Here is a 26,065-nt window from a genome sequence, read left to right as displayed (position 1 = left end):
GCCGGCAGCCGGCCCGGGATCCGAGGGGAAACGGGCGGCGGGCGGCGGGGCCGTGGGCGGCGGGGCTCAGTCGAGGTAGCCGCGGAGCTGGTCGGCGTAGCTGTGCTCGCGGAGTCTGCCGAGGGTCTTGGACTCGATCTGCCGGATGCGCTCCCGGGTCACCCCGAAGATCTGCCCGATCTCCTCCAGCGTGCGCGGCCGGCCGTCGACCAGTCCGTAGCGCAACTGGACGACCCTGCGCTCCCGTTCGCCGAGGGTGGAGAGCACATGGTCGAGATGTTCGCGGAGCAGCAGGAAGGCGGCGGACTCGACGGGGGACGTGGCGTCGCCGTCCTCGATGAGGTCGCCGAAGGCCACGTCGTCCTCCTCGCCGACCGGCGCGTGCAGGGAGACCGGCTCCTGGGCGAGGCGGAGCACCTCGTCCACCCGCTCCGGGGTGAGGCCGAGATGGGCGGCGACCTCCTCGGCCGCCGGCTCGTGACCGCGCTCCTGCAGGATGCGGCGCTGCACCCGGATGACGCGGTTGATCAGTTCGACGACATGGACGGGGACCCGGATGGTGCGTGCCTGGTCGGCGAGGGCCCGGGACATGGCCTGCCGTATCCACCAGGTGGCGTAGGTGGAGAACTTGTACCCGCGGGCGTAGTCGAACTTCTCGACGGCGCGGATGAGGCCGAGGTTGCCCTCCTGGACGAGGTCGAGCATGGTCAGCCCGCGGCCGACATAGCGCTTGGCGACGGAGACGACGAGCCGCAGATTTGCCTCGATCAGCCGGCGTTTGGCCATCCGGCCGAGCACCACGAGCTGGTCCAGCTCGCCGGCCAGCCGGGAGTCGAGGTCGGGGAAGCGGCTCAGCTTGTCCTCGGCGAAGAGGCCGGCCTCCACGCGGGTCGCGAGCTCCACCTCCTCGGCGGCCGAGAGGAGCGGGATGCGGCCGATCTCGCGCAGGTACTGGCGGAAGAGGTCGGAGGAGGGGCCGGAGGGATCGGAGCGGGCGGTGCCGTCCCCGCGCGGGCGGGCGCGGGCGGGGCTCGGCGTCCGGCTCGGCCTCCGGGACGGTGTCCGGCTCGGCGTCCGCGACGGCGGGGTCGCCGGCCGGGATGTGCTCGGGGTCGGTGGGAGTCCCGGGCCCGGGAGGGCTCTCCGGCCCGGCGTCCCCCGGCGGGCCGTCCGGGAACACGTCCTCGGGCCCGTCCCCGTCCGGCGGCGGTTCGGTGTCCTCGGCCGGGTCGGCGGGACCGGCGGAGTCGCCGGGCGGCGTGCCGTCCGCCGCCCCGGGATGGTGCGGCGGGACGGTCAGCGGGGACACGGCCGCCGCCGTGCCGCTGAGGGTATGGGTCTGCACGGGGCGGCCTCCAGGAGGATCGCTGCCGGGTCGGGGCGGCGTGCGACGGCGGAACGGCCGCGGCCCAGCCGCCGGCCGTCCCGTACGCCAGGAGCGGATCCGCGGGGGCCGGGAACCGGTCGACCGGACCCGCCGCGCTCCGAGGAATCAGGCACCGCACACCAGTGTGAGGCACGGCACATGCCCCGTACGAGGGTCCTGCGCCCACTTTCTGGACGAAGCCGTCACCCTCCGCTCCCTCTTGGCAACCGAACGTCCGGACGCCCTCCCCCGTCCCGCATGGAGGGGTGATCCTCCGGGTAGCCGCGCTGCCGAAAGGGCATCAGATCGCCCTCTGCCGCGCCACCGGCGCACGCGCCGCGGCCGGATCCGCGAGGGCGTCTTCCGGACATCCACAGGGAGGCTCTGCGATGCGTACGGACAAGCGCGTTCGGATCACGGCGGTCGCGGCCGGCGGACTGCTGGTCACCGGGCTGCTGGCGGGCTGCGGCCCCGAGGACGGGGCGGCGAGCCCCGACGCCTCGCCCGGACCGGCCCGGACGGACGAGGACGGAGACAGGAAAGGCGGCGGTGACGGGGACGGCGCCGAGGGCGGCACGGTCGCCGCCGCCTACCAGAGGACGGCGGAGGCCCGGACGGCCGAGATCACCCTGGTCACCGAGGTCGAGACCGGGGAGGAGGACGCCGTCATGCGCGGCTCCGGCGTCATCGACCTCAAGAGCGGTACCAGCGAGATGGTCCTGAAGGCCCCGGGCGCCCGGATCGAGCAGCGCACCGTGGACGGCGTCGTCTACCAGAAGCCGCCCGCCGGGCAGCGGCAGCAACTCCCCGACGGCAAGACCTGGATGAGCTACGACCTCCGGAAGCTGGGCGCGCAGGCGGGCACCGGCGCCCAGATCGCCGACCCGGCCGCCGCCCTCGCCTACGCCAAGGGCATCACCGAGAAGGACGTCGAGAGGATCGGCGAGGAGACCCTCGGCTCCACGGCGACCACGCACTACGAGGTGGACGTGGACGTGCGGTCGCTGGTGCGGAACAACGAACTGATGGGCGAGGCACTGCGGGACACGGTCGGCGACACCCTGCCGCTGCACATCTGGCTGGACGACGAGGGGCGGCTCCGCCAGCAGAAGATGGAACTCGACGTCGACGCCTCCGCGCCGGGCGAGGGGCGGAGCGCGAGTCCCGAGCGGGTCACCGTCGCCACGACGCTCAAGCTCGGCGGCTTCGGCACGGAGGTGGACGTCGAACCGCCGCCCGCCGCCGACACGGCCGACATGACCGACAAGGCCGCGCGCAAGGGCGGGAAGGCGGAGTAGGGCGCGCCCCGGCTCAGAGCGCGGCGGCGCCCCGGTTCCGGAGGTCCTGCCGGTACTGCTCCAGCACCCACAGCTCCTCCTGCAGGGAGGCGTACGCGGACATGTCGCCGCCGGCCTCGCAGCGGCGCATCGAGCCCTGGATCTGCCCGATCCGCCGGTCCACGGCGGCCAGCCGCACGGCGGCGAGCTGGGTGCCGGCGTAGAAGTCGTCCGGCTCCTTGCGGGTCAGCAGCGGCTCGACGGCAAGCTCCGTGATCAGTGAACGCACCGTGTCGTCCGGCGCCGCCTCGCGGGCGCGGGTGAGGAAGCCGTCGTCCGCGCCGGTCGTGCCGCCCGCCTCGGCGATGGCCTCGCGCACCGTGGCGTACGGGGCGGCCGTGAACTCGTCCGCTCCGTAGGCGTCGAACACGGGGGCGACCAAGTCGGGCCGCTGGAGCGCCAGTTTGAGCAGCTCGCGCTCCACGCGGTGGGCCGGGCTGCGCAGATCCAGCCGCGGGCCCCGGGGCGCCGCGGGACGCTGCGCCTCCGGCTGCCGGCCCCGGCCGCCCTGCGGACCGCGGCCGGGCGCCGCGCCCGACAGGGCCGGTTCCGGCGCGCCGCGCTCGTAGCTGCGCGCCAGGGCGTGCACCCGGCGGCGCACGGCCTCCTCCTCGGCCGGGGAGGTGAGGCCGACCATGCCGCCGAGCCGGGTGGCGTACCGGTCACGCAGGCTGCGGTCCTTGATCCGCGCCACCACGGGCACGCCCGCGTTGAGCGCGGCCACCTGGCCCTCCTCGGAGGCGAGGTGGTACCCGGAGACGATCGAGCGGAGCGCGAAGGCGAACAGCGGGGTGCGGGAGTCGATCAGGCCGCGCACGGCCTCGTCGCCCTCGGCGAGGCGCAGTTCGCAGGGGTCCATACCGCCGGGGGTGATGGCGATGGAGGTCTCGGCGGCGAACTTCTGGTCGTCCTCGAAGGCGCGGAGCGCGGCCTTCCGGCCGGCCGCGTCACCGTCGAACGTGAAGACGACCTCGGCTCCGGAGTTGTCCATCAGCAGCCGGCGGAGGATCTTGATGTGCTCGCCGCCGAAGGAGGTGCCGCAGGTGGCGATGGCGGTGGTGACCCCGGCGAGATGGCAGGCCATGACGTCGGTGTACCCCTCGACGACGACGGCCCGGCTGCCCTTGGCGATGTCCTTCTTGGCGAGGTCGATGCCGTAGAGGACCTGCGACTTGCGGTAGAGCGGGGTCTCGGGGGTGTTGAGGTACTTGGGGCCGTTGTCGTCCTCGCGGAGCTTGCGGGCGCCGAAACCGATCACCTCGCCGGTGATGTCGCGGATGGGCCACATCAGCCGGCCGCGGAACCGGTCGATGGGGCCGCGGCGGCCGTCCTGCGCGAGGCCGGAGAGGATCAGCTCCTTGTCGGTGAAGCCCCGGCCGCGCAGGAAACGGACGAGGTGGTCCCAGCCGGCCGGGGAGTAGCCGACGCCGAAGTGCTCGGCGGCGGCCTGGTCGAAGCCGCGCTCGGCGAGGAACTTCCGGCCGATCTCCGCCTCGGGGCCGTCGAGCTGCTCGGTGTAGTAGCGGGCGGCGGCCCGGTGCGCCTCGACCAGGCGGATCTTCTCACCCTGCTGGCGGCCCGGGTTGTAGCCGCCCTCCTCGTAGCGCAGGGTGATGCCGGCCTGGGCGGCCAGCCGCTCGACGGCCTCCGAGAAGGAGAGGTGGTCGAGCTTCATCACGAAGTCGAGGGTGTCCCCGCCCTCCTGGCAGCCGAAGCAGTAGTAGAGCCCTTTGCTGGGGCTGACCTGGAAGGACGGGCTCTTCTCGTCGTGGAAGGGGCACAGTCCCTTGAGGTTGCCGCCGCCGGCGCTCCGCAACTGGAGGTACTCGGACACGACGGCGTCGATCGGGACCGCGTCCCGGACCGCCTTCACATCGTCGTCGTTGATCCTGCCTGCCACGCGGTGAAGTCTACGGTGGCGCTACGACACCCCGGACCGGCCGGTTCTCCGGCCGGATCCCGCGGTCCGGATCGTCCGGGGCACGCCCGGCGGGGCCGTGCGGGGCCGGAGGGCGGGGTGCCGTCCGGCGGCCGTCAGTCCGCGCCTTCTCCGAGCGCCCTCGTCAGGACCACGTGCGGGCCGACGCCCTCGATCTCGAACTCCTCACCGACCACCGTGAAGCCCTCGCGCTCGTAGAAGCCCCGGGCGCCGGTGCGGCCGTGGCACCAGACGGCACCGGCCCCGCGCGAGCAGGCCTCGGCGATCCCCGCGGCCAGCACGGCCCGGCCGAAGCCCCGTCCCCGGACCGACGGATCGCTCGCCATCCCGCGGAAGCGGTGGGCGGGCGTCCGGCCGCCGGAGCCGGGGAGGGGCTCCGGGAAGAAGGTGACGCAGGCCCGTACCGCCCGGGACCCGTCGTACGCGGCGATGTGGAAGGTGCCGGGAGCCGAGTCCTCCGGGAACACCGCGGTCTCCTCGGGGAGGCCGGGGCGGAGCACCTTCCACCGCAGCTCGAAGATCTCCGCCACCGGAGTGACGGCTGTGGGGATCGCCATGGGGCGACGCTACTCCAGCGCTCCCGCCACCGGCCACGCCGCCGGCCGTCGCGCCGCCGGGCGGACGGTTCCCGGCCCGCCCCGCCAGTCCCCTCCCCGGCCGCCTCCGGGGCCGCAGCTACTCGGCCGGCTGCTCCGTCAGCGATCCCAGTGGTACGGAGGGGTCGGCGAGCGCCGACGGGTCCACGGGCCGCCCGGCGCGGACCAGCCGCTGGATCTTGTCGGTGACGTCCCAGACGTTGACGTTCATACCGGCGAGCACCCGGCCGTCGGCGGACAGCCAGAAGGCGATGAACTCCCGGCGGCCCGCGTCCCCGCGGATCACCACCTGGTCGTAGCTGCCGGGCGGGGCGTAGCCGGAGTACTCCAGGCCCACGTCGTACTGGTCGGAGAAGAAGTACGGGACCCGGTCGTAGACCACTTCGCGGCCGAGCATCGAACGGGCCGCCGCCGGGCCCCCGTTGAGGGCGTTCGCCCAGTGCTCGACGCGCAGCCGGCCGCCGAGCAGCGGATGTGCCGCGGCGGCTACGTCACCGGCGGCGTAGATGTCCGGGTCGCTGGTGCGCAGGGAGGCGTCGACGGCGATGCCGCCGCCGGAGGCCGGGTCGGCCAGTTCCAGGCCGGCCGATTCGGCGAGGGCGGTGCGCGGAGCGGCCCCGATGGCGGCGAGGACGGCGTGCGCCGGGTGCTCCTCGCCGTCGTCCGTGCGGGCCGCGAGGACCATGCCGTCCTGGCCGGTGATCTCCGTGAGGCTCGCGCCGAAGTGGAAGCGGACGCCGCGCTCGGCGTGGAGATCGGTGAAGATGCCGCCCAGCTCGGGGCCGAGGATGCCGTGCAGCGGGGTGGCGGAGCGTTCGACCACCGTCACCTCGGCGCCGTAACCGCGGGCGGCCGAGGCCACTTCGAGGCCGATCCAGCCGGCGCCGGCGATGAGGAGGTGGCCGTTGTCCCGGCCGAGTGAGGCGAGGACGCCGCGCAGCCGTTCGGCGTGCGCCAGCCGGCGCAGATGGTGGACGCCGGCCAGGCCGGTGCCGGGGATGTCGAGGCGGCGGGGCTCCGCGCCGGTGGCGAGCAGCAGCTTGTCGTAGTGGCAGCGGGTGCCGTCGCCCAGGCCGACGGTCTTGGCGGCCGGGTCGAGGTGGACGGCGGACTGGCCGAGGTGCAGTTCGATCTCGGCCCGCGCGTACCAGGCGGGTTCGTGGACGAAGACGCTGTCCCGTTCCTCCTTGCCGATGAGGAAGCCCTTGGAGAGGGGCGGTCGCTCGTAGGGCTGGTCGCGCTCGTCACAGATGAGGATGACCCGGCCGGTGAACCCCTCGGACCGCAGGGTCTCGGCCGCCTTCGCCCCCGCCAGTCCTCCCCCGACGATGACGAAGGTCTGATGTGCGTCGACCACGTGATGCCTCCTCGCTACCGGCGTATGGGCCTGTGTTCATAGTCCCCCGGGCGTCCCGCCCCAAGCGAGCGTCCCGCAACGGGCGTGCCGGGTGAAGGGGAAGCGGCGTGAGCGGGGCAGACCTTCACGGGTCGTACCCATGAGGGCGGTCGCGGGCGGGGCCGGGCGGGGAGCGGGCGGGTGTTCTCCGTCCGGCCCGCCGTCGCCGACCGGCCGCCGCTCAGCCGTCGTGCGGGCCCGGCCGGGCCGTGAGCCGGGCGTGCAGGCCGCGGGCCGAGCTGTCGGTGAGCGAGGCGATCTGGTCGACGACCACCCGCTGCCGGGCCCGGTCGTCGCCGGCCGCCGCGTACTCCGCCCGGAACTGCGGGTCCATGCCGTCGGGCGCCCGCGCGCTCAGCGCCTCGGCCAGCTCCCCGAGGACGACGCGCTGGTCGGCGCGGAGGCGCTCCTGCTCGGGGTGCTGCATGACGTAGCGGTCGGCGACCGCCTTGAGCACGGCGCACTCCAGGCGTGTGGCACGGGGAACCACCAGCTCGGCGGCGTAGCGGGTCAGCCGCCCCGAGCCGTACGCCGCCCGCGTCGCGCCCTCGGCGGCGAGGCAGAAGCGGCCGATGAGCTGGCTGGTGGCGTCCTTCAGCCGGGCCTGCGCCACGGCGGAGCCGTCGTAGCCGTGCGGCCACCACTCCTGGTCGGTCAACCGGTCCAGAGCCTCGGCCAGTTCGTCCGGTTCGGCGCCCGGGGGCGCGTAACGGGCCAGCGCCACCCGGAAGATGTCCTGCCGCTCGGGCTCAGCGAGGAGGAGGTTGGGGTCGATGTGGCCGGCGTGGAGGCCGTCCTCGACATCGTGGACGGAGTACGCCACATCGTCGGACCAGTCCATGACCTGGGCCTCGAAGCACTGCCGCCGCGGGGGCGCGCCCTGCCGGAGCCAGTCGAAGACGGGCCGGTCGTCCTCGTAGACGCCGAACTTCGGGGAGGCCGGGCCGGCGGGGTGGGCGCCGCGCGGCCACGGGTACTTGGTGGCCGCGTCGAGGGCGGCGCGGGTGAGGTTGAGGCCGACGCTCACCAGGTCGCCGTCGTCCGTGCGGACGAACCGTTTCGGCTCGATGCGGGTCAGCAGCCGCAGGGACTGGGCGTTGCCCTCGAAGCCGCCGCAGCCCTTGGCGAAGTCGTTGAGCACCTGTTCGCCGTTGTGCCCGAAGGGCGGGTGGCCGAGGTCGTGCGCCAGGCAGGCCACCTCCACGAGATCGGGGTCGCAGCCGAGCGCCGCCCCGAGCTCCCGGCCGACCTGGGCGCACTCCAGGGAGTGGGTGAGGCGGGTGCGGGGGCTGGCGTCCCAGGCGGAGGTCCGGGCGGGCCCGGCTCCGGCGCCGCCCGCGGCCGCGGACTCCTGGGCGATACCGGGCGTCACCACCTGGGTCTTCCCTGCGAGTCGGCGCAGGGCCGCGGAGTGCAGGACGCGGGCGCGGTCGCGCTGGAAGTCGGTCCGGCCGGGTCGCTTGTCCGGCTCGGCCGACCAGCGCTCGACGTCCGCCCGGTCGTATCCCGGCACGGGGGTGCGGGAGGGCGGGGAACCCCGGTCCGCCGGGGACCGGGCAGTCGCCGGGGTCCCCTGGGGCAGGGGCGCTGGTGTGCCTTCGCCGTTCATACGGTGACCGTATCCGCAGCGGGCGGCGGCATTCATGCGCCGGGCGGGGCCCGGGCGCCCGCGTGCGGTCCGGCGGGCGACGGGCGGCAGCCGGCGGGCGGCAGGCCATGCGGTGCCCCGGTCGTCGGGGCGGGCCGGCCCGGGGTCACGCGGCCGAGGCGGAGCCCGGACCGGGGCCGGCGGCGCGGACCGGAGAGGTCCGGGCCGCCGGTGGTGCCGCGGCGGCGAGCGCCTCGTCGTAGCGGTGCAGGACCAGGCGGGCCATCGCGGTGTGCGCTCCCAGGGGGGCCGCCGCGAGGCCGTCCGGCGCGGCCTGCGCGCAGAGGGCGGCGAACCGCCCGGGCGCGGTGAAGTACGAGGCCACGGCCACACGGCGGCAGCCCCGGGCGTGCAGCTCGCGGACCGCTTCCGGCACGGTGGGCGCCGCGGCCGAGGCGTAGGCCGGGACCACGGGGATGCCGCCGAGGCGTGCGCCGAGCAGCCGCGCGGTGCGGCCGGTGTCGCGGGCCCCGTCCGGATCGCGCGATCCGGCCGCCGCCAGCACCACGCCGTCATAGCCGTCAAGACCGCCCTCGGGGCCGCGGGGGTCGCCGGCCGCCTCGGTCAGCCGGGCGTGCAGCGCCTCGGCGAGCAGGGGGTGCGGGCCGAGCGGCGCGGCGACGACGGCCCGCAGGGCGGGGGCCGAGTCGGCGAGGATCTGCGGGATGTCGTGCTTGACGTGGTAGCCGCGACTGAGCAGCAGGGGCACGAGGACGGCGCCGTGGGCGGCGGCGCCGCTGTCGCCGGTCCCGGTCCCGGCACCGGGGCCCGCGCCGGGAGCGGCCGGGCGGCCCGTCCGGAGGGTGGCTTCCGTCTCCGCCAGCGTTTCCGGCAGCAGGGGTTCGTTCAGCTCGATGTGCCCGAGGAGGACGGAGAGACCGGGGCGGAGCGCCCTGACCCGGTCGAGGAGCGCGGTGACCGTGCGCAGGGCCCCGGGGTCGCGGCTGCCGTGCGCCACGGCGACCAGGACGGGTGGCCGGGTCCCGGAGCGGCGGGGTGCGGGGTACGGGTGCCCGCCGCGGGCGCCGATGGAGTGGAGGGCGGTGCCGAGCCGGCTGCCGATCCGGTGCATGAGCTGCGCCGTGCTGTCGAGGTCGAGAGGGCCGGGGCAGCGGCCGTGGGGGCCTGGGTGCGGGGTCGACGCCGTCATGCGACGAGTCTGCCGGGCGCTCGTTGCCGTGCCGTTGCGCCGTGATGACGCCTGGTTTCCGCTGCTTCACCGGCGCAGGTGGGATCTGTGAGGGGCACTTCCGCCGCCCGGGCGCGGGAGCGGCCGGCGTTCGTCCGGAGGGAACCGGTGCCCGCCCGCCGGGCGTTGTGGTGATCGTACGTCTGTGCGGGGCTTGGCCGGTGGCGGCGAGAGAGCGGGGTGCGGTGAAGGCGGAACGGGGCCGGGCGGAGGATCTCCAGGGGACGGGGAGAGCGGGACCGGGGACCGGGAACGCGGGACCGGGGAGAGCGGGACCCCGCGCCGTCCGGGCTCGCCGCGGCCGGGTCCCGCCCCTCCCGGTTCCCGCGGATCCCGGGCCCCGGTTCTCCGTCCCCGCCTCCCGGGTTCGGTCCGGGGCAGACGACGGTGCGTCCAAGCGGCCGTACTGGGCTGTGTGCTGGGCCTGCTGCCGATGACGTGGATGACGGCGGCCGGCTCCGGCCGGGTGCGGACCGTCGCGGACGTCCCGCCCGCCCCGGTGGCCGTCGTCTTCGGCGCCGGCCTGCGGGACGGCACACCGTCGCCGTATCTGGCCCACCGTCTCGACGCGGCGGCCGAGTTGTACGGGGCGGGCACGGTCCGGGTGGTGCTGGTGACGGGCGACAACAGCACCCGCGACTACGACGAGCCCGACGCGATGCGCGCCTACCTCACGGCGCGCGGCGTACCGGACGGCCGGATCGTCAGCGACTACGCCGGGTTCGACACCTGGGACTCCTGCGTACGGGCGAAGAAGATCTTCGGCGTGGAGCGTGCGGTGCTCGTCACCCAGGGCTTCCACATCCGCAGGGCGCTGGCGCTGTGCGGGGCGGCGGGCCTCGACGCGTACGGCGTCGGCGTGGCCGAGCGACGCGACGTGACCTGGTACGCGGGCGGGGCCCGGGAGGTCCTCGCGGCGGCGAAGGCCGCGCTGGACGCCGCGGTCCGCCCGGACCCGCACTTCCTGGGCCCGCGGGAGCCGGGCGTGCGGGAGGCCCTGGCCTCGGCGGAGTCCCCGGACTCGCCGGCGCCGTAGGGCGGGCGCGGACCCGGCACGCGCGCGAGTGCGGGCACGGCGGCCGGAGCACCGGCGAGGACCCACCAGGGGCGTCGCGCCCCAGCACCTCACGGCGGCCCGCCGGCCGCGCTGAGGTCTCCGTCCGAGGCGCGTAACCCGGCGGGGAGCGGGGTGTAACAAGGGCGGCGCAGGCTGGCATGCATGAGTGCCACGCTTCCGGCAGCCGCCGCCCCGCCCCAGCGCACCGCCGTCGACACCCACTGCCCGTACTGCGCCCTGCAGTGCGGGATGGGGCTGCGGCCGGGCGGGCCCGGGGCGGTGCCCGAGGTGGTGGAGCGGGAGGCGTTCCCCGTCAACCGGGGTGCCCTCTGCGGCAAGGGTCGTACCGCCGCCGCCGTGCTCGACCCGCGGCTGCGGCTCACCGGGCCGCTGGTGCGCCGGGACGGCGAGCTGGTGCCGGCGGGCTGGGACGAGGCGCTGGACCGGGCCGCCGAAGGGCTGCTCCGCACCCGCGCGGCCCACGGCCCGGACGCCGTCGGGGTGTTCGGCGGCGGCGGGCTGACCAACGAGAAGGCGTACGCGCTGGGCAAGTTCGCCCGGGTGGCGCTCTCCACCTCGCAGATCGACTACAACGGCCGCTTCTGCATGTCCTCGGCGGCGGCCGCCCACCAGCGCGCCTTCGGGCTGGACCGGGGTCTTCCGTTCCCGCTGGAGGACGTGGCCCGCACCGGCTGCGTCATCCTCGTCGGCTCGAACCTCGCCGAGACCATGCCGCCCGCGCTGCGCTATCTGCGGGAGCTGCGGGAGAACGGCGGCAAGCTGATCGTCATCGACCCGCGCCGCACCCGGACCGCCGAGCAGGCCGATCTCCATCTGGCGCCGCGCCCGGGCACGGACCTGGCGCTGGCGCTGGGGATGCTGCACCTGGTGGTGGCCGAGGGCCGGGTCGACGAGGAGTTCGTGACGGAGCGGACGGCGGGCTGGCCGGAGGCCCGCTCGGCGGCGATGGCGCACTGGCCGGAGCTGGTGGAGCGGATCACCGGCGTGCCGCTGCCGGCGGTCCGGGAGGCCGTGGACATGTTCTGCGGCGCGGAGACCGGCATGGTGCTGACGGCGCGCGGCCCGGAGCAGCAGTCGAAGGGCACCGACACGGTGGGCGCCTGGATCAACTTCTGTCTCGCCACGGGCCGCGCCGGGCGCCCGCTGTCCGGCTACGGCTGCCTGACCGGCCAGGGCAACGGCCAGGGCGGGCGCGAACACGGCCAGAAGGCCGACCAGTTGCCCGGTTACCGCAAGCTGGTGGACCCGGCGGCACGCGCCCATGTGGCGGGGGTGTGGGGTGTCGATCCGGAGTCCCTGCCGGGCCCGGGCCGCAGCGCGTACGAGTTGCTGGACGCGCTGGGCGGTCAGGTGCGGTCGCTGCTGCTGATGGGGTCGAACCCCGTGGTGTCCGCGCCGCGCGCCGCGCATGTCGCCGAGCGGTTCGCCTCGCTGGATTTCCTGGTGGTGGCCGATGTGGTGCTGTCGGAGACGGCGGCGATGGCGGACGTGGTGCTGCCGGTGACGCAGTGGGCCGAGGAGACGGGGACGACGACCAATCTGGAGGGCCGGGTCATCCTGCGCCGCAAGGCGGTCGATCCGCCGGCGGGCGTGCGGTCGGATCTGGAGGTGCTGCACGGGCTGGCGCGGCGGATGGGCCGGGAGAAGGGCTTCCCGGTCGATCCCGAAGAGGTGTTCGAGGAGCTGCGGCGCGCGTCGGCGGGCGGCCCCGCGGACTACTCCGGCATCAGCTACCGGCGGATCATCGAGGAGGACGGCGTCTTCTGGCCCTGCCCGGACGAGGGGCACCCGGGGACGCGCCGGCTGTTCCTGGAGCGGTTCGCGACGGAGGACGGCCGGGCCCGGTTCGTCCCCGTGACGCACCGGCCCGCCGCCGAGGAGCCGGACGGGGAGTATCCGGTGTACCTGACGACGGGGCGGGTGGTCGCCCAGTACCAGTCGGGAGCGCAGACGCGGCGGGTCGCCGAGCTCAACGCCGCCGCGCCCGGGCCGTTCGTGGAGCTGCATCCGCGGCTGGCCGAGCGGATCGGCGTCGCGGAGGGCGAGGCGGTGGCGGTCACCTCGCGGCGCGGAAGGGCGGTCGCTCCGGCCCGGGTGACGCGGGACATCCGGCAGGACACGGTCTTCATGCCGTTCCACTGGCCGGGCGAGGGCCGGGCGAACACCCTGACGAATCCGGCGCTCGACCCGACCTCGCGGATGCCGGAGTTCAAGGTCTGCGCGGTCCGGGTGGAGGCGGCGGACGGGCCATAGCCGAGCGGCTCCCCCGCCGCCCCGGGCCGCGCCCGGACTCGGCCGCCGGCCTCAGCCGCGCGCTGAGCCGCCGCGCTCCGCACGCTCGGGCGGCCAGCGGCCGCCGGGGACCCGGGTGCCGGTGGCCCGCAGCCCGCGCGCCACGGGCTCGGCCGCGAAGTACACCCAGGCGCGCACGGCCCGCCCGTCGGCGCGCAGCACATCCCGCGCGCACCGCTCGTAGAAGGTGGCGGGCTCCCCGGGCGTGTAGCCCTCCAAGGCGTCCAGCCCGGCCAGCAGTTCGCCGTAGTCGGCGGCGCGCGGCGCGATGAGGTGGCCGTGGACCTCGCCGCCCGGCTCCTCGACGGCGTACGGGAAACCGGGCCCCTCGTAGAGCGTGGCGCCCGGGAGCCGGGCGGGCTCCTCGTGGTCGGTCCGGCCGCGCAGCAGGCGGGTGTGGTGGCGTCCGCCGGGGCGCAGGGTGCCGTAGACGAAGACGGGCAGCCGCGCACGCCGGTCCCCGGGAGCGGGCCGGGTCTCCCCAGGGCTCACCGGGACGACGTCTCCGCCGCGATCCAGGAAAGGTAGTCGGCGCCGCCCTGGGTGACGGGGGTGGCGATGATCTCGGGGACGTCGTAGTCGTGGGCGCCCCGGATGTAGGTTTCCAGTTCGCCGAAGCGGACGCTCGCGGTCTTGAAGAGCACCTGCCACTCGCGGGCCGTCTCGACCGCGCCGTCCCAGTGGTAGACGGAGGTGACCGGCGCGCTGATCTGCGCGCACGCCGCCACCCGCGCCTCCACGGCTCCGCGCGCCAGGGCCTCGGCCTTCTCGGCGCTGTCGGTGGTCGTCATGACGGTCAGGAATTCGGCCACGGCGGGGTCCTCCTCGTGCTCCCGGTGCGTTCACCCAGTGCGGTGCACCGTAACCGGCGGGACCGGACCGGCCGCAACAACGGCGCCCGCCCCCGCTCCGCGCGCTCCCGTGGCCGGCCACGGGTGCGGAGCGGGGGACGGAACGGGGAACGGTCCCGCCGCGGCCCGCGCCGCCGCCGGTTCCGTCAGCGGCGGCGGCGCCGGCCGGGGCCCCGGGTCAGAGGCTCGACTTGAACAGCAGCCGGTTGGGGGTGCCGCTGTAGTTGCCGCTGATGACGTTCGCCGTGGCGTTGGAGGTGATCCAGCTGTTGACCGTGGACGACGAGGCGTCGCCGTAGGCCGACTTGTAGAGCGCGGCGACGCCGGCGACGTGCGGGGACGCCATGGACGTGCCGCTCATCGAGGTGCTGCCGCCGCCCATCCGCGTCGAGGTGATCGACACGCCGGGGGCGTAGAGGTCGGTGCAGGAACCGTAGTTGCTGAACGACGCCTTGCGGTCCGAGCTGTCGGAAGCCGCCACGGTGATCGTTCCAGGGGCGCTGGCCGGGGAGACGTTGCAGGCGTTCTGGTTCTCGTTGCCCGCCGCCACGGAGAGGTGCACGCCCGAGTTGGCGAGGTTGGTCGCCGCGTTGTTGATGGCCGAGGAGTAGCCGCCGCCGAGCGAGGCGTTGGCCACGGCGGGCTTCACAGCGTTCTGCCGGACCCAGTCGAATCCGGCGACGACCCCGGCGGTGGTGCCGGAACCCGAGCAGTTGAGCACCCGGACGCCGCGGAGCTGCACGCCCTTGGCGACGCCGTAGGTGCTGCCGCCGACCGTACCGGCCACGTGGGTGCCATGGCCCTGGCAGTCCTGCCCGTTGCCGCCGAACGCGTCGAACACGTTGCGGGCCCGGCCGCCGAAGTCCGGGTGGGAGGTCTGGATGCCGGTGTCGATGATGTAGGCCGTGACGCCGGAGCCGTTGCGGCTGTAGGTGTAGCTGCCGCTCAGCGGGCGGTTCCGCTGGTCGATGCGGTCCAGGCCCCACGGGGCGTTGTACTGGGTCGCGTCGGCCGTGATCCGCTGGTCCTCCTCGATGGCGGCCACGGATCCGTTGCCGCGCAACTCGGTGAGCTGCGCCGGGGTGAGCTTGGCGGCGAAGCCGTTCAGGGCCTTGGAGTAGACGTGCCGGGTTCTGATGCCCTCGGCCCTGGCCACGTCCTTGGCCTTGGTGCCGGCCTTGAGGGTGACGATGTAGCTGCCCGTCACTTCCAGCTTCTGCGGGGCCTGCTGGACGGCGACCAGCGGGGCGGGGACTCGTCGGGGGCCGCGACCGCGCCGGCGGTGGGGGTGAGGGCCAGTGGCACGGCGAGCAGCAGTGCGCCGATGTGGGAACGCTTCATGGCGAAGAGACCCTTTCGTCTCGCGGCGGCAGGGGTGGCCGCCGCTGCTGTGGGGAGGCCTCCGGCACCCGTACGGACCGTGGGAGTCCGGGCAGGCGTCCGTGCTGGGGTGGCACGGCGGAGGGCCGCCCGTACGGCTCGGGCACGCGTACGGACGGAAGAGCCGCCGCGGCGCGCACGTTCCCGGAAAACGTGCGCGGCGCGGCACGCCGGTCGGCGGTTCCGGAGGGTTGGGGAACACCGCCGGACCGCCGGTGACCCGGCGCTGTGCGGCTCACGTTAAGGCCGGTTGGCGTGAGCTGACCCCGGCCGGATCAGGCATGGCCGGTCCCGGCCAGTCACCGCTCACCGGTGCAGGGCGTCCGACTTTTTGGCAAAGGCGGCATGGCGCCCTATCGTCATGCACATGTCTGCCGGAGGAGACCGGCCCGCCGGCCGGTCGGACGCCCCACGCACCGGACGGGGACAGCGCCCGCCCGGCGCCGCGCCCGCCCCTGCCGACGGCGGCACCGAGGCCCGGGCGCGGGCGGCCTATGCCGCGCTGCTGCGGCAGTTGACGGTACGGCAGCGGGCGGACGCCGCACCGGACGCACCGGGGACGGCACCGGCCGGCCGCGTGCCGCACGGCGCGGGTCCGGACGGGACGGGCCCGGGCGGCAACGGGCCTGACGGGAAGGAGCCTGACGGGGCGGAACCCGAAGGCCCCGGCGGCGCCGACGACGCCACAGCCGAGGCCCTGCCCGAGGACGTGGCCCGCTGGCTCACCGAGCGCCGTCTCCTCCATCCTTCCCGTGCGGGCGTCAGCTCACCCGAGCGCGCCATCACCGAACTGCTGTCCGAGCACAGGGAACGGCTGTTGAGCGCCTGCACGACCCTGCAGCGCGACCTCAGGGCCGTGGAGGACGTCGCGCGGCTGCTGCCGCCTCCCCGGCTGCACGGACACGACACCGTGCCCGTCGAGTTCTTCACCGACCGGAACCAACTGCGCAAACGCGTCGACGAGTTCCATCCCCTGACCCGGCACGAACTGCTGGCCATGCGCACCACCTTCCCCGAGCCGGAGGTGCTGGAGGAGAGCCTGGTCACCGATCTCCGGCTGCTCGCCCGGGGCGCCGCCTGCCGGCTGCTCGTCTCGGCGAGCGCGCTGCGCCGACCGGGCGCGGCCCGCTATGTGGAGAGCGTGGCCGAGGCCGGCGCCGAGGTCCGGGTCGCCGCCTCCGTTCCGCTCTACCTCCTGATCATCGACCGGGAACTCACCGTCATGTGGGCCGGCCTGGGCTCCGACCGCGACCGCGGAGACGTCGCCCTGCACGGCTCCCTCATCGCCGCGTGCTTCGTCCAGGTCTTCGAGCACAGCTGGGCCGCCGCCTCCCCGCACACCCCCGGCCCTTCCACCGACCGGGCGCAGACCGCCAGGGACTACACCCCCCGGGAACGCGAGGTGCTCGCCCTCCTGGCCACCGGCGCCAAGGACGAGAGCATCGCCCGCCGCCTGGGCATCTCCGAACGCACCCTGCGCCGCCTGATGACCCAACTGGTCGACAAACTCGGCGTGGAGAGCCGCTTCGCGGCCGGCGTCCGCGCCGCCCACCTCGGTCTGGTCGACTGAGGGGCGCCGACGGAGCGCTGGGACGGGCCGGTGGAAGCGTCCGCACTCGACCGGAGCGCAGCCGGCCCCCACACGCCGTTCTCGCCTCCTCGCACGGAGCGCGGCCGCGGGGAAGTCCGACTCCGGTGCGACGCCGCGTGAGGGGCACAAGCCCTGCGCCTTCCGGTTCCGACGGGGTCGCGGCGGCGGTTGTCACCGCACTACGACGGGCACGAGGTATCCGACGGCCACGGCGACGCCGACCACGGCAAGCGTGTAGGCGGCCAGCAGTCGGGGCGACAGCAGTCGGCTGAGCAGGCCCAGTTCGGGGATGTTGACTCCCGCCGCGGAGATGACCAGAGCGAACACGGCACCGAGGGCCATACCGCTGGACTCGAGGGCGGAGGCGATCGGCAGGAACGCCTCCGTGGAGACGTAGAAGGGGACACCCAGCAGGGCGGCGACCGGCACCGCGAGGGGGTTGTCCGAACCCGCCCAGCGGGCAACGAGGTCCTGCGGGACGAAACCGACGATCGCGGTGGCGATGCCGACCGCGATCACCATCGGCACCGCCAGACTCCGTGCCAGATCCATCGCGTAGCGCAGTGCCCGCCGGATCTCCGCGCGTCCGCCCCGCCAAGGGGTCTCGTCGCCGAACGGGTCCGGTGTGCCGCAGACAGGGGCACCGTCGGCTGTGCGGTCACCGGCAGGCGGTGCTGCGCGCCCGGCCGCCACCCGGGCGGGCAACAGGTGGCGCTCCAGGCGGGCGGCGTCCGCGGCCAGTGCGGCCGGCAGCACGGCAGCGAAGGTCACCACCGCGTAGCCGAGGGTGGCCTGCCAGCCGAACAGCGCGAGCAGCACCGCCACAACGACCGGGTCGAGCAGCGGGGAGGCCAGCAGGAAGCCAGCGATCGTGGCCGTCTGGACCCGGGCCTTGACCATGCCTGCCACCACGGGGATCGCCGAGTACGAGCAGAACGGCATGACGAAGCCGAGCAGGATGCCTTTCAGCGCTCCGCGCAGCCGCCCGCCGCCGAGCCGTTCCCGGAGCCGGGCCACCCCGATGCGCCGGGCGCCCAATGCCAGCAGCACCGCGACGGCCGTCATCAGGACCGCGAGCTCGGCCAGCAGTACCGCGAACTGCACGGCGGCATCCGCTGTCCGCTCACGCATCCCCGCCCCCCGCCTGCCACGGAGCCAGGGTGTGCCGCCTGCTGCCGGCCCTGACCGGGGCCTGCCCCATGACCACCTCGGCGGCGGAGGGGAACTCGGCCAGGCAGTCGGGATTCACCCGCACATGGCTGGCGGTGCCCACACGCTCGACGAACACGAACTCCAGCTCGGCAAGGCGCCGCACATGCCGCGAAACGGTGGGCTGACCCACGCCCACCCGGGCGGCGAGGGCGCCGACGGTCATGGGCTGCCGGGCGGTCGCCAGCAGGTGGAGCAGCTGCAGCCGGGTCGGGTCGGCCAGGCACCCGAACCAGCTCGCGTAGGCCTCGGCGTCAGCGCGGTCCAGCATCACGGCCTCCTCTATCGTTCATCGCCGATGATACATGAATGCCGGGCGGAGGCCGCACCGCAGTGGAGCGGGTGCCTGCCTTCGCGGTGCATGAACCGCCGCAGCCGGCGAAGCCCGGGGGAAGGCGGCCGGCTCGGCCACGTCTCCTGCTCGGTCAGCCGTCTCCCGGCCGAGGGTTCGGATGCGCCGTTGCCACGGCGCATGCCTGTACTCCGGAGATGCGGGCAGGATGCCGGTAGGAGGGATGCCGGCCTTTCCGGCGTCGTACCGGGAGGTGTGCGATGGAGTGGTGGCTGTGGCTCGTCATCGCCGGGGTGCTGGCGGTGGTGGTGATCGGGGCGATGCTGGGCGTCCAGGCCCGGCGCCGGTCCGGCGGTGTGATCGCGGTGCGCCGCGGCCGGGCGGGCAGGAAGGGGAGATCATGAGCACGCTGATGCTGGCCTCGGAGATCGGCAAACGTCCCGTGGTCACGCTGTCCGGCGAAGCGGTCGCGCAGGTGAAGGACATCGTCTTCGAGAGCGGTGCGGGCCGGGTGGCGGGCTTCACGCTCAGTGGACGGGGCATGTTCTCCGGCCCCAAGCGCCATGCCCTGCCCTGGACGGCGGTGACCGCCCTGGGCTCTCACGCGGTGATGGTCCGCGACGAGGCGGCGTTCGAGACCCGGAAGGAGGTCGTCGACCGCGGTGAGGCGGGCGGCGGGGACGTGCTGGGCTCGCGGGTGCTGACCGACGCCGGCACGGACGTGGGGAAGGTCACGGACGTGGTCATCGAGGTGACCGCGACCACGGCCGCCGTCGCCGGCTACCAGGTCGCCTCCAGTGAGGCACTCGGCCGCCAGGAGCGCACGGTGTACGTCCCGCTGGCGGAGACCGTCGCGGTCTCCGGCGAGGCGCTGGTGATCCCCGCCGCCGCGACCGACTTCGTCGCCGACGACCTGCCCGGTTTCGCCGGCATGGTCCAGGCGTTCCGCGCCCACCTGCAGGAGACCTGATGCTGCTCTCCCAGATCACCGGCCTGCCGGTCATGGACACGGCCGAGGCTCACCGGATCGGCAGGGTCGACGGGCTCGTCCTCGCCGCCCAGCCGCCGCGGGTCCTCGCCCTGCGGCTGAAGAAGACCGGCCGTTCCGGCTCCTACATCACCTGGGAGAACGTCCAGGCCGTCGGCCACGACGCGGTCATGGCCCGCACCGATGCCCTGCGGGACGCCGACGGTGATCTCGCCGCCCCCGCCGCCGTCTGCAAGGACCTGGTCGGCCGCCGCGTCCTCACCGCCCGGGGAGAAGAGGCCGGCACCCTCCAGGACCTCGACATCGACACCGGCACCGGAGCGGTGCTGACCGTGCACAGCGCCAACGACCAGCACCCCGGTGCCGCGCTGACCGGCATCGGCTCCTACGCCGTCGTCGTCACCACGGAGTCCTGACCCGGGGCCCGTTCCGCCGGACCGGGGCGGCGGTCAGCGGTGGGCGCCGGGAACGCGACGCTCGGAAGAGTGCGCCTCCGCGGCATCCCCAAGGGGTGGAACCGGGGATTCACGGGGGCTGAGGAAGGCTGTGTTGACGGTGGAGGACCACCGTTCGTACCAGGCCCCCTCGTCCCGCCGCAGCAGGACCGCCAGTACCGGGCCGCCCCAGACGAGGACACCGGCGAGCAGGGCGAGGTGCGGGAGCAGACGGCCGGCGAGGTCGGGGAGATCGAGCGACGCCGTGTGGTGGGCCAGGGCGGTCCAGGCCAGGGCGAGGGGGCAGTAGACGATCCAGGTGCGCAGGGTGAGCCTCAGCGCACCTGCCCTGGTGCCGTCGGGCCGGGTGAGGCGCAGGAGTACGGCCCGTTTGCCCGGGGTGGTCGTGAAGACGGCCGGCAGCAGCCAGAACCAGACCAGCCCGAGGGCGGCACCGACCGGCAGCGCGTAGTGCCGGCCGGCAGGCCAGGAGGTGGCGACGGCGAGCAGACCGGTGGCCAGCGTCCAGACGATGAGCCAGCCGGCCAAGTCGGTGAGGAAGGCGAGGAGCCGTCGGGTGAGGGTGATGCGCCATGCGTAGCGGTGGCGTTCGCGGTCCGGGTCGTTGACGGGCAGCACCCGGATGAGAGGGCCGGCGGCGAACCACCCCAGGCACGCGCCGGCGGTGTTGAGCATCAGGTCGTCCACGTTGAACTGGCGGTAGGGACAGGCGTAGACGAACCACAGACCGGTGTACTGGGTGGTCTCGAAGAACAGCGAAGTGGCGAAAGCCGCGAACGTCGCACGGAGCAGCCGCTGCCGCAGGTGGTAGCGGAGGTAGACGCCCAGCGGCAGGAGCAGCACGGCGTTGAGCACGGTGGTCCATGCCGGGGCGAGACCTGCCAGCACGCCGGGTGACCAGATGCCGCCACTCGCCGAGGAGATGGCCGCTGTGAAGGCGAAGGGCTCCAGTTGCGGCTCGGCGGCGTAGTGGACGGTGGTGCAGTAGTCGTCCGTGTCGGCGGGCAGCGGCATCACCGTTTGCAGCAGCGCGGCGAGCAGGTAGAAGACGAAGCTGTAGAACACGAGAACCGGCCAGCCGCCAGCCCGACCGCGCCTGCGGTATCCGCGGACGGCGGCCGGCACCAGGATCACCGCGGCGACGAGCGGGAACCAGGTGACCGCGGCCTCGACGGGCAACAAGTAGGTGCGGAACACGGCGTGCGCTTTCTGCGGCTGACGGGCGGCAGGCTCCGCCCCGGACTGCGGGAAGCGGGTGGCACGGCGGACAGCCGGCCCGAAACGAACTGACCGGCCCCGAGGGCTCGGTGTGCGTGCCGGGTAACAGACTAGGGCCCGCGCCGGCCGTCAACGCACACCACCACAGGAACGCGCGCACCGGATGACGCGGCCGCCCCGAGGGGGAGGCTTCAGCGCGTCGGTTCGCTGATGTCCTGGGTGCCGATGACGGCGAGCAGATCGAGGAGGTCGGCGCTGTCGGTGCCGACCGCGGGGGTGAACCAGAGCAGCCGCTGCCGGCCGTCCTCGCTGAACAGGTTGAGGCAGTTGACCTCGATCAGGCCGAGTACGGGGTGGACGAGGCGCTTGCGGTCGTCGCGCCGGAACGCCACGTCGTGGTCGGCCCACAGGGCGGCGAACTCGGGGGAGGCGTCGAGCAGCGAGCTGATCATGGAGCCGGCTTCGGTGTCTCTGGCGTCTCGTCTCGCGGCGGCTGCCCGCAGGTCGGCGACAAAGGCGCGGGACTGGCCCTGGTGATCGGCTTCGGGATACAGCCGCCGGGCGTCGGGCTCGGTGAACCACCGGTGGACGAAGCTGGCCCGTGGACCCCGGAGACCGGAGTGGTCCCCGAGCAGCGCCACCGCGAGCGGGTTCTGTACGAGGGTGACGTGCAGGTCGGTGATGACCTGTGCGGGTGTCGAGGTCAGACGGGTGAGCAGGTCGAGCATGCCGGGGTGGACGTGCGAGCCGGCCGAGCCGGGCACGGGCACCGGGCGGTCCGCCAGGTGGTACAGGTAGTCGCGCTCGTCGGCGGTCAGGCGCAGCGCCCTCGCCAGCGCGGCGATCATCTGCTCGGAGGGCTGGGATCCGGCTCCGCGTTCGAGTTCGGTGTAGTACTCCACCGATGCTCCGGCGAGCTGGGCGACCTCGTCCCGGCGCAGCCCGGGCACGCGGCGCCGGGGCCCGTGGGGCAGTCCCACGTCGGCCGGGCGGATGCGTCCGCGCCGCGACCGCAGAAAGGCCCCCGGCTGGTGTATTTCGCAGACCCCATGCCTCCCATTCTGCGTGCCGTCCGGCCGCGGACACAGGGGATGACATCCCCTGGTTCCGCCCGCGGGTCCCGCGCATCGTGGAGGACATGACTACGAACCATGCCCCTCCGGGGGCCGAACGGACCGCTGTCGTCACCGGCGGATCACGCGGCATCGGCCGGGCGGTCGCCCACCGGCTCGCCCGGGACGGCCTGGCCGTCGTGGTGAACTACGCCCGCGACGCGGATGCCGCCGAGGAGACGGTGGCTGCGATCACCGCCGCCGGCGGGCAGGCGATCGGCGGGCGGGCCGACGTGGCGGACGAGCACGCGGTCGCCGCGCTGTTCGACCGGGCGGAGCAGGAGTTCGGCGGCGTGGACGTCGTCGTGAACTGCGCCGGGCGGCTCGCTCTGTCGCCCATCGCCGACCTCGACCTGACCGTCCTCGACGCCGTGCACCGCACCAACATCCGCGGCACCTTCGTCGTCGCCCAGCAGGCCGCGCGGCGTCTGCGGGCGGGCGGCTCGTTCGTGGGGTTCTCGACCTCCGTGGTCGGCACCCGGTTCCCCGCTTACGGCGCGTATGCGGCGAGCAAGGGGGCCGTCGAGGCGCTCACGCTGATCCTCGCCCGCGAGCTGCGCGGGCGGGACATCACGGTGAACACCGTCGCCCCCGGCCCCACGGCCACCGACCTGTTCCTCGACGGCAAGACGCCCGAGCAGATCGACCAGCTCGCCAAGGCCCCGCCCCTGGAACGGCTGGGCACCCCGGAGGACATCGCCGAGGTGGTCGCCTTCCTCACCAGCCCGGCAGGGCACTGGGTGAACGGCCAGGTCCTCCGGGCCAACGGGGGCATGGTGTGAGGGCACCGCTCACGCCCCACGCCGGCCTCTGACACCACGCCGGCCCCGGCCGGGAAGCGGCCCCATTGCCGCAGGGAAGCGGCGCGCACCCCGGACACGCTCCCGCGCCCCGGAAGAAACCAGCCCAAGGAGAACCAGCCATGCCCTTCGCCCACTTCAAGGTCCCCGCGGGCACCATCACCGCCGAGGACAAGAAGAAGATCGTCGAGCGCACCACCGACCTGTACGCGGAGATCTACGGTGAGCGGGCCCGCCCCACCACTGTCGTCCTCGTCGACGAAGTCGCCGACGGCGGCTGGGGCGTCGCCGGCGACGTCCTGACCGCCGCCATGCTCAACGGCGACGCCTGACCTCCACTGCGTGTGCGGGGCCCGCTGCCACGGTCCACGGCGCCGGGCCCCGCACAGCCCTGCCCTCAACCGCCGAAGCGGAGGCCGGCGGACACAACGCCGCTGGTGAACACGGCCCAGCTCGGGGCCGCGACACGGAGTATCGGGCCGTCCGGGGTCTTGGAATCGCGTATGGCGACCTCGCCCGGGACGTTGCCCGCGACTTCCACACACTCCCCGCTCCCACTGCTGTAGGTGGACTTCACGAAGTCGTAAGAAGGCACGGCCTAAATCTCCTCGCGGATGCTTTCCAGAAGAGCGCGTGAGTCGTGTTGCGACAGGGACAGTCGCGCGATGCGGTCGAAGAGCGCGGCATGACGCGTGGCGTCCCTCTCGCTCTCCAGCCACAGCGTAGTTGACGTCGTGTCCATGTGAACCACGTCGACCGCGCCGGGCTCGGCGAAGGAAATCACGGTGAAGGAGCTGGTCATTCCCGGGTGGGCGCCTGCGCAGTACGGCACCACCTGAAGCCTCACGTTCGGCAGTCGTGCACTGTCCAGCAGGCGCTCAAGTTGCTCACGCATGACTTGGCGACCGCCGGCGGGTCCGCCGGCTGAAGCCTCTCAGCCCAGCCACTGGTCGTACGCCAGCTTGGCGACCAGGCCGAGGACCACGACCACCAGCACCACGCGGACGAAGCCGCTGCCCCGCTTGAGGGCCGTACGGGCGCCGAGGGTGCCGCCCGCGAAGTTGAAGAGGGCCATCAGGGCGGCCAGTTTCCACAGCACCGTGCCCTGCGCGGTGAAGACCACCAATGCGCCGAAGTTGGTGCAGACGTTGACGATCTTGCTGGTGGCGGAGGCCGTCACCAGGTCCAGGTGGAGGATCGCCACCAACGCGATGACCAGGAAGGTCCCGGTTCCCGGGCCGACCAGGCCGTCGTAGAAGCCGATGCCCAGACCCGCGACGAGGATCGCCGTCAGGACGCGCCGCCGGGTCACCGGGCCGCTCACCGGGACCGTCGTGCCGAAGGAGGGGCGGAGCATGACGAAGGCCAGCACGCCCAGCAGGATGACGATGATCAGCGGGCGGAGCACCGCGCTCTCGACGCCGGCGGCGAAGAACGCCCCGAGCAGGGAGCCGCCGAGCGCCGCCAGCCCGATCCGCACGGCCGTCCCGACGTCCACCGGGGCCTTGCGGGTGTAGGTGACGGCCGCGGCGGTCGTGCCGACGATGGACACGGCCTTGTTGGTGCCGAGGAGATACGCGGGCGGAAGGTGCGGCAGCCCCACGAGCAGCGCCGGGAGCTGGAGCAGCCCGCCACCGCCGACCACGGCGTCGATCCACCCCGCGGAGACGGCCGCCAGGCACAGCAGGGCCACGGTCGCCAGTGATACGTCGTCCATCCCCGCAGTTCCCGTTCACGGCGGAAGCGCTTCGCCGGCGACCGCACCACCCGGGGAATCGTACGTGCGTCCGCACGAAAGCCCGGAACCGGCCACCGCCGGACCCCTGGCCCGGCGAGGCGGGTCCCCGCCACCGGGTTGAACAGACTGACATTCCATGCAAATATTGTCAGCATGTTGGAGGATGAGCGGCTCGACCAGATCCTCGATGCCGCATATGCGTGTTTCACCCGGCACGGCGTGCGGCGCACCACGATGGACGACATCGCCCGGGAGGCGGGCCTGTCCCGGCCCGGCGTCTACCAGTACGTCCGCAATAAGCAGGACGCGTTCCGCCGCCTGACCACCCGGCTGCTGGACGCCTCGCTGAGCGACGCCCGTTCCGCGGCGACGGCCCGGGGAGACCTGGCCGAGCGGCTCACCGGCGTGCTGGAGGTGAAGCTGCGGCTGACCGCCGGGGTGTGGCGGGACAGCCCGGCGCACGCCGCCGAACTGCTCGGGGTCGATTCCCGTCAGTCGGCGGATCTGCTGGAGGCCTACGAGACGGCCATGTGCGAGCTGCTCACCTCGGCCATCACCGCCGCCCGCCCGGATCTGCCGAAGGCCGGGGCGGACGAGGTGGCCCAGCTGCTCCTGGCCTTCGCCCGCGGCCTGGAGGCCGACCTGACCGACCCACAGGCCCCCGTCCGGCGCCTGCGTCACGGCGTCGCGCTGTTCGTCGCCGGCATGGACCACTACTCCGAGGAGACAGCATGACCACGACCGCGATACTGATCACCGGGACCTCCTCGGGCATCGGCCGGGCCACGGCCCTGCGCCTGGCCGCCCGCCCGGACCTGACCGTCTACGCCACCGCGCGCCGGCCCGAGACGCTCGCCCCTCTCGCCGCGGCCGGAGCCCGCACCCTGGCTCTGGACGTCACCGACGAGGAGTCCATGGCCGCCGCCGTCAAGACCGTCGAGGCCGAGCACGGCTCGGTCGGCGTACTGGTCAACAACGCCGGATACGGCGCGTACGGGACCGTCGAGGAGACCGATCTGGCCGAGGTACGCCGCCAGTTCGAGACCAACGTCTTCGGTCTGGCACGGCTGACCCAGCTGGTGCTGCCCGGTATGCGCGCCGCCGGGCACGGCCGCATCGTCAACGTCGGTTCCATGGGCGGCCGGCTCGTCTTCCCCGTCGCGGGCTACTACCACGCCAGCAAGTACGCGGTCGAAGCCCTCACCGACGCGCTGCGCTTCGAGACCGCACCGTTCGGGATCAAGGTGAGCCTGGTCGAGCCCGGCCTGATCCGTACCGCGTTCGGCGGCACCGCGGCCCGTACTCTGGCCGGCTCCGCCGCTGCGACCGGCCCGTACACCCGGCTGAACGACGCGATGGACCAGCAGATGGCCCGGTCCTTCCAGTCACGTACGCTGTCCGCCCCGCCCGAGGCGGTCGCCGAGGTCATCGAGCGCGCCGCCACCGGAGCGCGCCCGCGGACCCGTTACGTGATCACGCCCGCCGCCCGGCTGCTGGTCCAGATCCGCCGGCTGTTCGGTGCCGGTGTCTTCGACGCCTACCTGCGCCGGCAGTTCAGGGCGGCGGTCTGACCGCGCGGCCCCTGCCGCG

At 74.1% G+C, this 26,065-nt stretch carries 25 protein-coding genes and 2 pseudogenes; 11 read left to right on the top strand and 16 right to left on the bottom strand.

Translation table 11 applies throughout. The annotated features are described in order from the left end of the window. Positions 1 to 66: 66 nt before the first annotated feature. On the bottom strand, positions 67 to 903 hold the full coding sequence (locus tag E4N63_RS22825) for an RNA polymerase sigma factor (RefSeq protein WP_374112816.1): 837 nt from the start codon (positions 901 to 903) through the stop codon (positions 67 to 69). Positions 904 to 1,755: 852 nt separating this feature from the next. Between E4N63_RS22825 and E4N63_RS22820 the strand changes: the two genes are divergently transcribed. Then, entirely contained in the window at positions 1,756 to 2,664 is a 909-nt protein-coding gene (locus E4N63_RS22820; protein WP_230241583.1) for a hypothetical protein, read from the top strand. 13 nt (positions 2,665 to 2,677) lie between these two features. Here E4N63_RS22820 and dnaG read toward each other — a convergent pair whose 3' ends face one another. The 5 genes from dnaG to E4N63_RS22795 form a co-directional block, all read right to left on the bottom strand. After that, positions 2,678 to 4,603: a DNA primase gene (gene dnaG, locus E4N63_RS22815; RefSeq protein ID WP_125625761.1), complete on the bottom strand. Its 1,926-nt coding sequence runs from the start codon at positions 4,601 to 4,603 to the stop codon at positions 2,678 to 2,680. Between the two features lie 134 nt (positions 4,604 to 4,737). Continuing rightward, positions 4,738 to 5,199, bottom strand: coding sequence for a GNAT family N-acetyltransferase (locus E4N63_RS22810; protein WP_125625762.1), 462 nt, complete (start codon positions 5,197 to 5,199; stop codon positions 4,738 to 4,740). 118 nt (positions 5,200 to 5,317) lie between these two features. Continuing rightward, positions 5,318 to 6,595 carry an FAD-dependent oxidoreductase gene (locus E4N63_RS22805; protein ID WP_125625763.1) on the bottom strand — a complete coding sequence of 426 codons (1,278 nt, stop codon included), beginning with the start codon at positions 6,593 to 6,595 and terminating at the stop codon, positions 5,318 to 5,320. Positions 6,596 to 6,815: 220 nt separating this feature from the next. Next, entirely contained in the window at positions 6,816 to 8,243 is a 1,428-nt protein-coding gene (locus E4N63_RS22800) for a deoxyguanosinetriphosphate triphosphohydrolase (RefSeq protein WP_230241582.1), read from the bottom strand. 145 nt (positions 8,244 to 8,388) lie between these two features. Next, positions 8,389 to 9,432 (bottom strand): sirohydrochlorin chelatase, encoded by a 1,044-nt coding sequence (locus E4N63_RS22795; RefSeq protein WP_230241581.1) that lies wholly within the window; start codon positions 9,430 to 9,432, stop codon positions 8,389 to 8,391. Positions 9,433 to 9,877: 445 nt separating this feature from the next. On the opposite strand from E4N63_RS22795, the gene E4N63_RS22790 reads away from it, so the two are divergent. Beyond that, entirely contained in the window at positions 9,878 to 10,507 is a 630-nt protein-coding gene (locus E4N63_RS22790) for an ElyC/SanA/YdcF family protein (protein WP_230242605.1), read from the top strand. 183 nt (positions 10,508 to 10,690) lie between these two features. Beyond that, positions 10,691 to 12,802, top strand: coding sequence for a molybdopterin oxidoreductase family protein (locus E4N63_RS22785; protein WP_230241580.1), 2,112 nt, complete (start codon positions 10,691 to 10,693; stop codon positions 12,800 to 12,802). A 51-nt stretch (positions 12,803 to 12,853) separates the two neighbouring features. Here E4N63_RS22785 and E4N63_RS22780 read toward each other — a convergent pair whose 3' ends face one another. The 3 genes and pseudogenes from E4N63_RS22780 to E4N63_RS22770 all read right to left on the bottom strand — a co-directional run bounded on the left by E4N63_RS22780 (position 12,854) and on the right by E4N63_RS22770 (position 15,033). Continuing rightward, on the bottom strand, positions 12,854 to 13,333 hold the full coding sequence (locus E4N63_RS22780; RefSeq protein ID WP_230241579.1) for a gamma-glutamylcyclotransferase family protein: 480 nt from the start codon (positions 13,331 to 13,333) through the stop codon (positions 12,854 to 12,856). Beyond that, positions 13,330 to 13,653: a divalent-cation tolerance protein CutA gene (gene cutA / locus E4N63_RS22775; protein ID WP_230241578.1), complete on the bottom strand. Its 324-nt coding sequence runs from the start codon at positions 13,651 to 13,653 to the stop codon at positions 13,330 to 13,332. Before cutA ends, E4N63_RS22780 begins: the two co-directional genes overlap by 4 nt. A 217-nt stretch (positions 13,654 to 13,870) precedes the next feature. Continuing rightward, positions 13,871 to 15,033 (bottom strand): annotated as a pseudogene (locus E4N63_RS22770) (S8 family peptidase). Between the two features lie 406 nt (positions 15,034 to 15,439). Here E4N63_RS22770 and E4N63_RS22760 point away from each other — a divergent pair. Next, positions 15,440 to 16,642: a LuxR C-terminal-related transcriptional regulator gene (locus E4N63_RS22760; RefSeq protein ID WP_230241575.1), complete on the top strand. Its 1,203-nt coding sequence runs from the start codon at positions 15,440 to 15,442 to the stop codon at positions 16,640 to 16,642. A gap of 192 nt (positions 16,643 to 16,834) precedes the next feature. Here the strand turns inward: E4N63_RS22760 and E4N63_RS22755 are convergent, their stop codons facing one another. Both E4N63_RS22755 and E4N63_RS22750 read right to left on the bottom strand, forming a co-directional pair. Continuing rightward, positions 16,835 to 17,794, bottom strand: coding sequence for a permease (locus tag E4N63_RS22755; RefSeq protein ID WP_230241574.1), 960 nt, complete (start codon positions 17,792 to 17,794; stop codon positions 16,835 to 16,837). Further along, positions 17,787 to 18,143: a helix-turn-helix transcriptional regulator gene (locus tag E4N63_RS22750; protein WP_230241573.1), complete on the bottom strand. Its 357-nt coding sequence runs from the start codon at positions 18,141 to 18,143 to the stop codon at positions 17,787 to 17,789. The genes E4N63_RS22755 and E4N63_RS22750 overlap by 8 nt, the downstream gene beginning before the upstream one ends. A 281-nt stretch (positions 18,144 to 18,424) precedes the next feature. Here E4N63_RS22750 and E4N63_RS22745 point away from each other — a divergent pair, with 281 nt between their 5' ends. From E4N63_RS22745 to E4N63_RS22735, 3 genes are read left to right on the top strand one after another with little or no spacing between them, the layout of a single operon-like run. Next, positions 18,425 to 18,568 (top strand): hypothetical protein, encoded by a 144-nt coding sequence (locus E4N63_RS22745; protein ID WP_185831248.1) that lies wholly within the window; start codon positions 18,425 to 18,427, stop codon positions 18,566 to 18,568. Then, positions 18,565 to 19,134 (top strand): PRC-barrel domain-containing protein, encoded by a 570-nt coding sequence (locus E4N63_RS22740; protein WP_125624525.1) that lies wholly within the window; start codon positions 18,565 to 18,567, stop codon positions 19,132 to 19,134. Before E4N63_RS22745 ends, E4N63_RS22740 begins: the two co-directional genes overlap by 4 nt. Further along, on the top strand, positions 19,134 to 19,568 hold the full coding sequence (locus E4N63_RS22735; RefSeq protein WP_125624524.1) for a PRC-barrel domain-containing protein: 435 nt from the start codon (positions 19,134 to 19,136) through the stop codon (positions 19,566 to 19,568). Before E4N63_RS22740 ends, E4N63_RS22735 begins: the two co-directional genes overlap by 1 nt. A 33-nt stretch (positions 19,569 to 19,601) precedes the next feature. Here E4N63_RS22735 and E4N63_RS22730 read toward each other — a convergent pair whose 3' ends face one another. Together E4N63_RS22730 and E4N63_RS22725 are read right to left on the bottom strand one after the other, a co-directional pair. Continuing rightward, positions 19,602 to 20,804: a VanZ family protein gene (locus E4N63_RS22730; RefSeq protein WP_230241572.1), complete on the bottom strand. Its 1,203-nt coding sequence runs from the start codon at positions 20,802 to 20,804 to the stop codon at positions 19,602 to 19,604. Between the two features lie 212 nt (positions 20,805 to 21,016). Then, entirely contained in the window at positions 21,017 to 21,805 is a 789-nt protein-coding gene (locus E4N63_RS22725; protein WP_230241571.1) for a helix-turn-helix transcriptional regulator, read from the bottom strand. Positions 21,806 to 21,963: 158 nt separating this feature from the next. Between E4N63_RS22725 and E4N63_RS22720 the strand changes: the two genes are divergently transcribed. Together E4N63_RS22720 and E4N63_RS22715 are read left to right on the top strand one after the other, a co-directional pair. Beyond that, the gene (locus E4N63_RS22720) at positions 21,964 to 22,719 is read left to right on the top strand and encodes an SDR family oxidoreductase (RefSeq protein WP_125624522.1); all 756 of its coding nucleotides are present in this window, start codon (positions 21,964 to 21,966) and stop codon (positions 22,717 to 22,719) included. A 140-nt stretch (positions 22,720 to 22,859) separates the two neighbouring features. After that, complete coding sequence (locus E4N63_RS22715) at positions 22,860 to 23,069, top strand: 4-oxalocrotonate tautomerase family protein (RefSeq protein ID WP_019709133.1); 210 nt, start codon at positions 22,860 to 22,862, stop codon at positions 23,067 to 23,069. Between the two features lie 65 nt (positions 23,070 to 23,134). On the opposite strand, the gene E4N63_RS22710 is transcribed toward E4N63_RS22715, so the two are convergent. The 3 genes and pseudogenes from E4N63_RS22710 to E4N63_RS22700 all read right to left on the bottom strand — a co-directional run bounded on the left by E4N63_RS22710 (position 23,135) and on the right by E4N63_RS22700 (position 24,454). After that, complete coding sequence (locus E4N63_RS22710) at positions 23,135 to 23,332, bottom strand: DUF397 domain-containing protein (RefSeq protein ID WP_230241570.1); 198 nt, start codon at positions 23,330 to 23,332, stop codon at positions 23,135 to 23,137. A gap of 3 nt (positions 23,333 to 23,335) precedes the next feature. Then, positions 23,336 to 23,641: pseudogene (locus E4N63_RS22705) on the bottom strand (Scr1 family TA system antitoxin-like transcriptional regulator); the annotation flags it as partial. Positions 23,642 to 23,671: 30 nt separating this feature from the next. After that, a complete protein-coding gene (locus tag E4N63_RS22700) occupies positions 23,672 to 24,454 on the bottom strand; it encodes a TSUP family transporter (protein WP_125624520.1) in 783 nt (260 codons plus the stop codon). 174 nt (positions 24,455 to 24,628) lie between these two features. Between E4N63_RS22700 and E4N63_RS22695 the strand changes: the two genes are divergently transcribed. Together E4N63_RS22695 and E4N63_RS22690 are read left to right on the top strand one after the other, a co-directional pair. Continuing rightward, positions 24,629 to 25,210, top strand: a complete 582-nt coding sequence (locus E4N63_RS22695) for a TetR/AcrR family transcriptional regulator (RefSeq protein WP_230241569.1) — start codon at positions 24,629 to 24,631, stop codon at positions 25,208 to 25,210. After that, positions 25,207 to 26,046, top strand: coding sequence for an oxidoreductase (locus E4N63_RS22690; RefSeq protein WP_230241568.1), 840 nt, complete (start codon positions 25,207 to 25,209; stop codon positions 26,044 to 26,046). Before E4N63_RS22695 ends, E4N63_RS22690 begins: the two co-directional genes overlap by 4 nt. Positions 26,047 to 26,065: the final 19 nt, after the last annotated feature.

The organism is Streptomyces sp. MNU89, assembly GCF_020982505.1.
Classification (GTDB): Bacteria; Actinomycetota; Actinomycetes; order Streptomycetales; family Streptomycetaceae; genus Streptomyces; species Streptomyces xinghaiensis.
Note: the sequence above shows the minus strand (reverse complement) of the source record. Positions and strands in the feature narration are given on the sequence as shown.

Excerpts from the sequence above, each read along its gene's own strand:
- E4N63_RS22820 (WP_230241583.1), top strand. The coding sequence starts at position 1,756 with ATGCGTACGGACAAGCGCGTTCGGATCACGGCGGTCGCGGCCGGCGGA.
- E4N63_RS22810 (WP_125625762.1), bottom strand. The coding sequence starts at position 5,199 with ATGGCGATCCCCACAGCCGTCACTCCGGTGGCGGAGATCTTCGAGCTG.
- E4N63_RS22800 (WP_230241582.1), bottom strand. The coding sequence starts at position 8,243 with ATGAACGGCGAAGGCACACCAGCGCCCCTGCCCCAGGGGACCCCGGCG.
- E4N63_RS22795 (WP_230241581.1), bottom strand. The coding sequence starts at position 9,432 with ATGACGGCGTCGACCCCGCACCCAGGCCCCCACGGCCGCTGCCCCGGC.
- E4N63_RS22785 (WP_230241580.1), top strand. The coding sequence starts at position 10,691 with ATGAGTGCCACGCTTCCGGCAGCCGCCGCCCCGCCCCAGCGCACCGCC.
- E4N63_RS22760 (WP_230241575.1), top strand. The coding sequence starts at position 15,440 with ATGTCTGCCGGAGGAGACCGGCCCGCCGGCCGGTCGGACGCCCCACGC.
- E4N63_RS22755 (WP_230241574.1), bottom strand. The coding sequence starts at position 17,794 with ATGCGTGAGCGGACAGCGGATGCCGCCGTGCAGTTCGCGGTACTGCTG.
- E4N63_RS22750 (WP_230241573.1), bottom strand. The coding sequence starts at position 18,143 with ATGCTGGACCGCGCTGACGCCGAGGCCTACGCGAGCTGGTTCGGGTGC.
- E4N63_RS22745 (WP_185831248.1), top strand. The coding sequence starts at position 18,425 with ATGGAGTGGTGGCTGTGGCTCGTCATCGCCGGGGTGCTGGCGGTGGTG.
- E4N63_RS22740 (WP_125624525.1), top strand. The coding sequence starts at position 18,565 with ATGAGCACGCTGATGCTGGCCTCGGAGATCGGCAAACGTCCCGTGGTC.
- E4N63_RS22735 (WP_125624524.1), top strand. The coding sequence starts at position 19,134 with ATGCTGCTCTCCCAGATCACCGGCCTGCCGGTCATGGACACGGCCGAG.
- E4N63_RS22720 (WP_125624522.1), top strand. The coding sequence starts at position 21,964 with ATGACTACGAACCATGCCCCTCCGGGGGCCGAACGGACCGCTGTCGTC.
- E4N63_RS22715 (WP_019709133.1), top strand. The coding sequence starts at position 22,860 with ATGCCCTTCGCCCACTTCAAGGTCCCCGCGGGCACCATCACCGCCGAG.
- E4N63_RS22700 (WP_125624520.1), bottom strand. The coding sequence starts at position 24,454 with ATGGACGACGTATCACTGGCGACCGTGGCCCTGCTGTGCCTGGCGGCC.
- E4N63_RS22695 (WP_230241569.1), top strand. The coding sequence starts at position 24,629 with ATGTTGGAGGATGAGCGGCTCGACCAGATCCTCGATGCCGCATATGCG.
- E4N63_RS22690 (WP_230241568.1), top strand. The coding sequence starts at position 25,207 with ATGACCACGACCGCGATACTGATCACCGGGACCTCCTCGGGCATCGGC.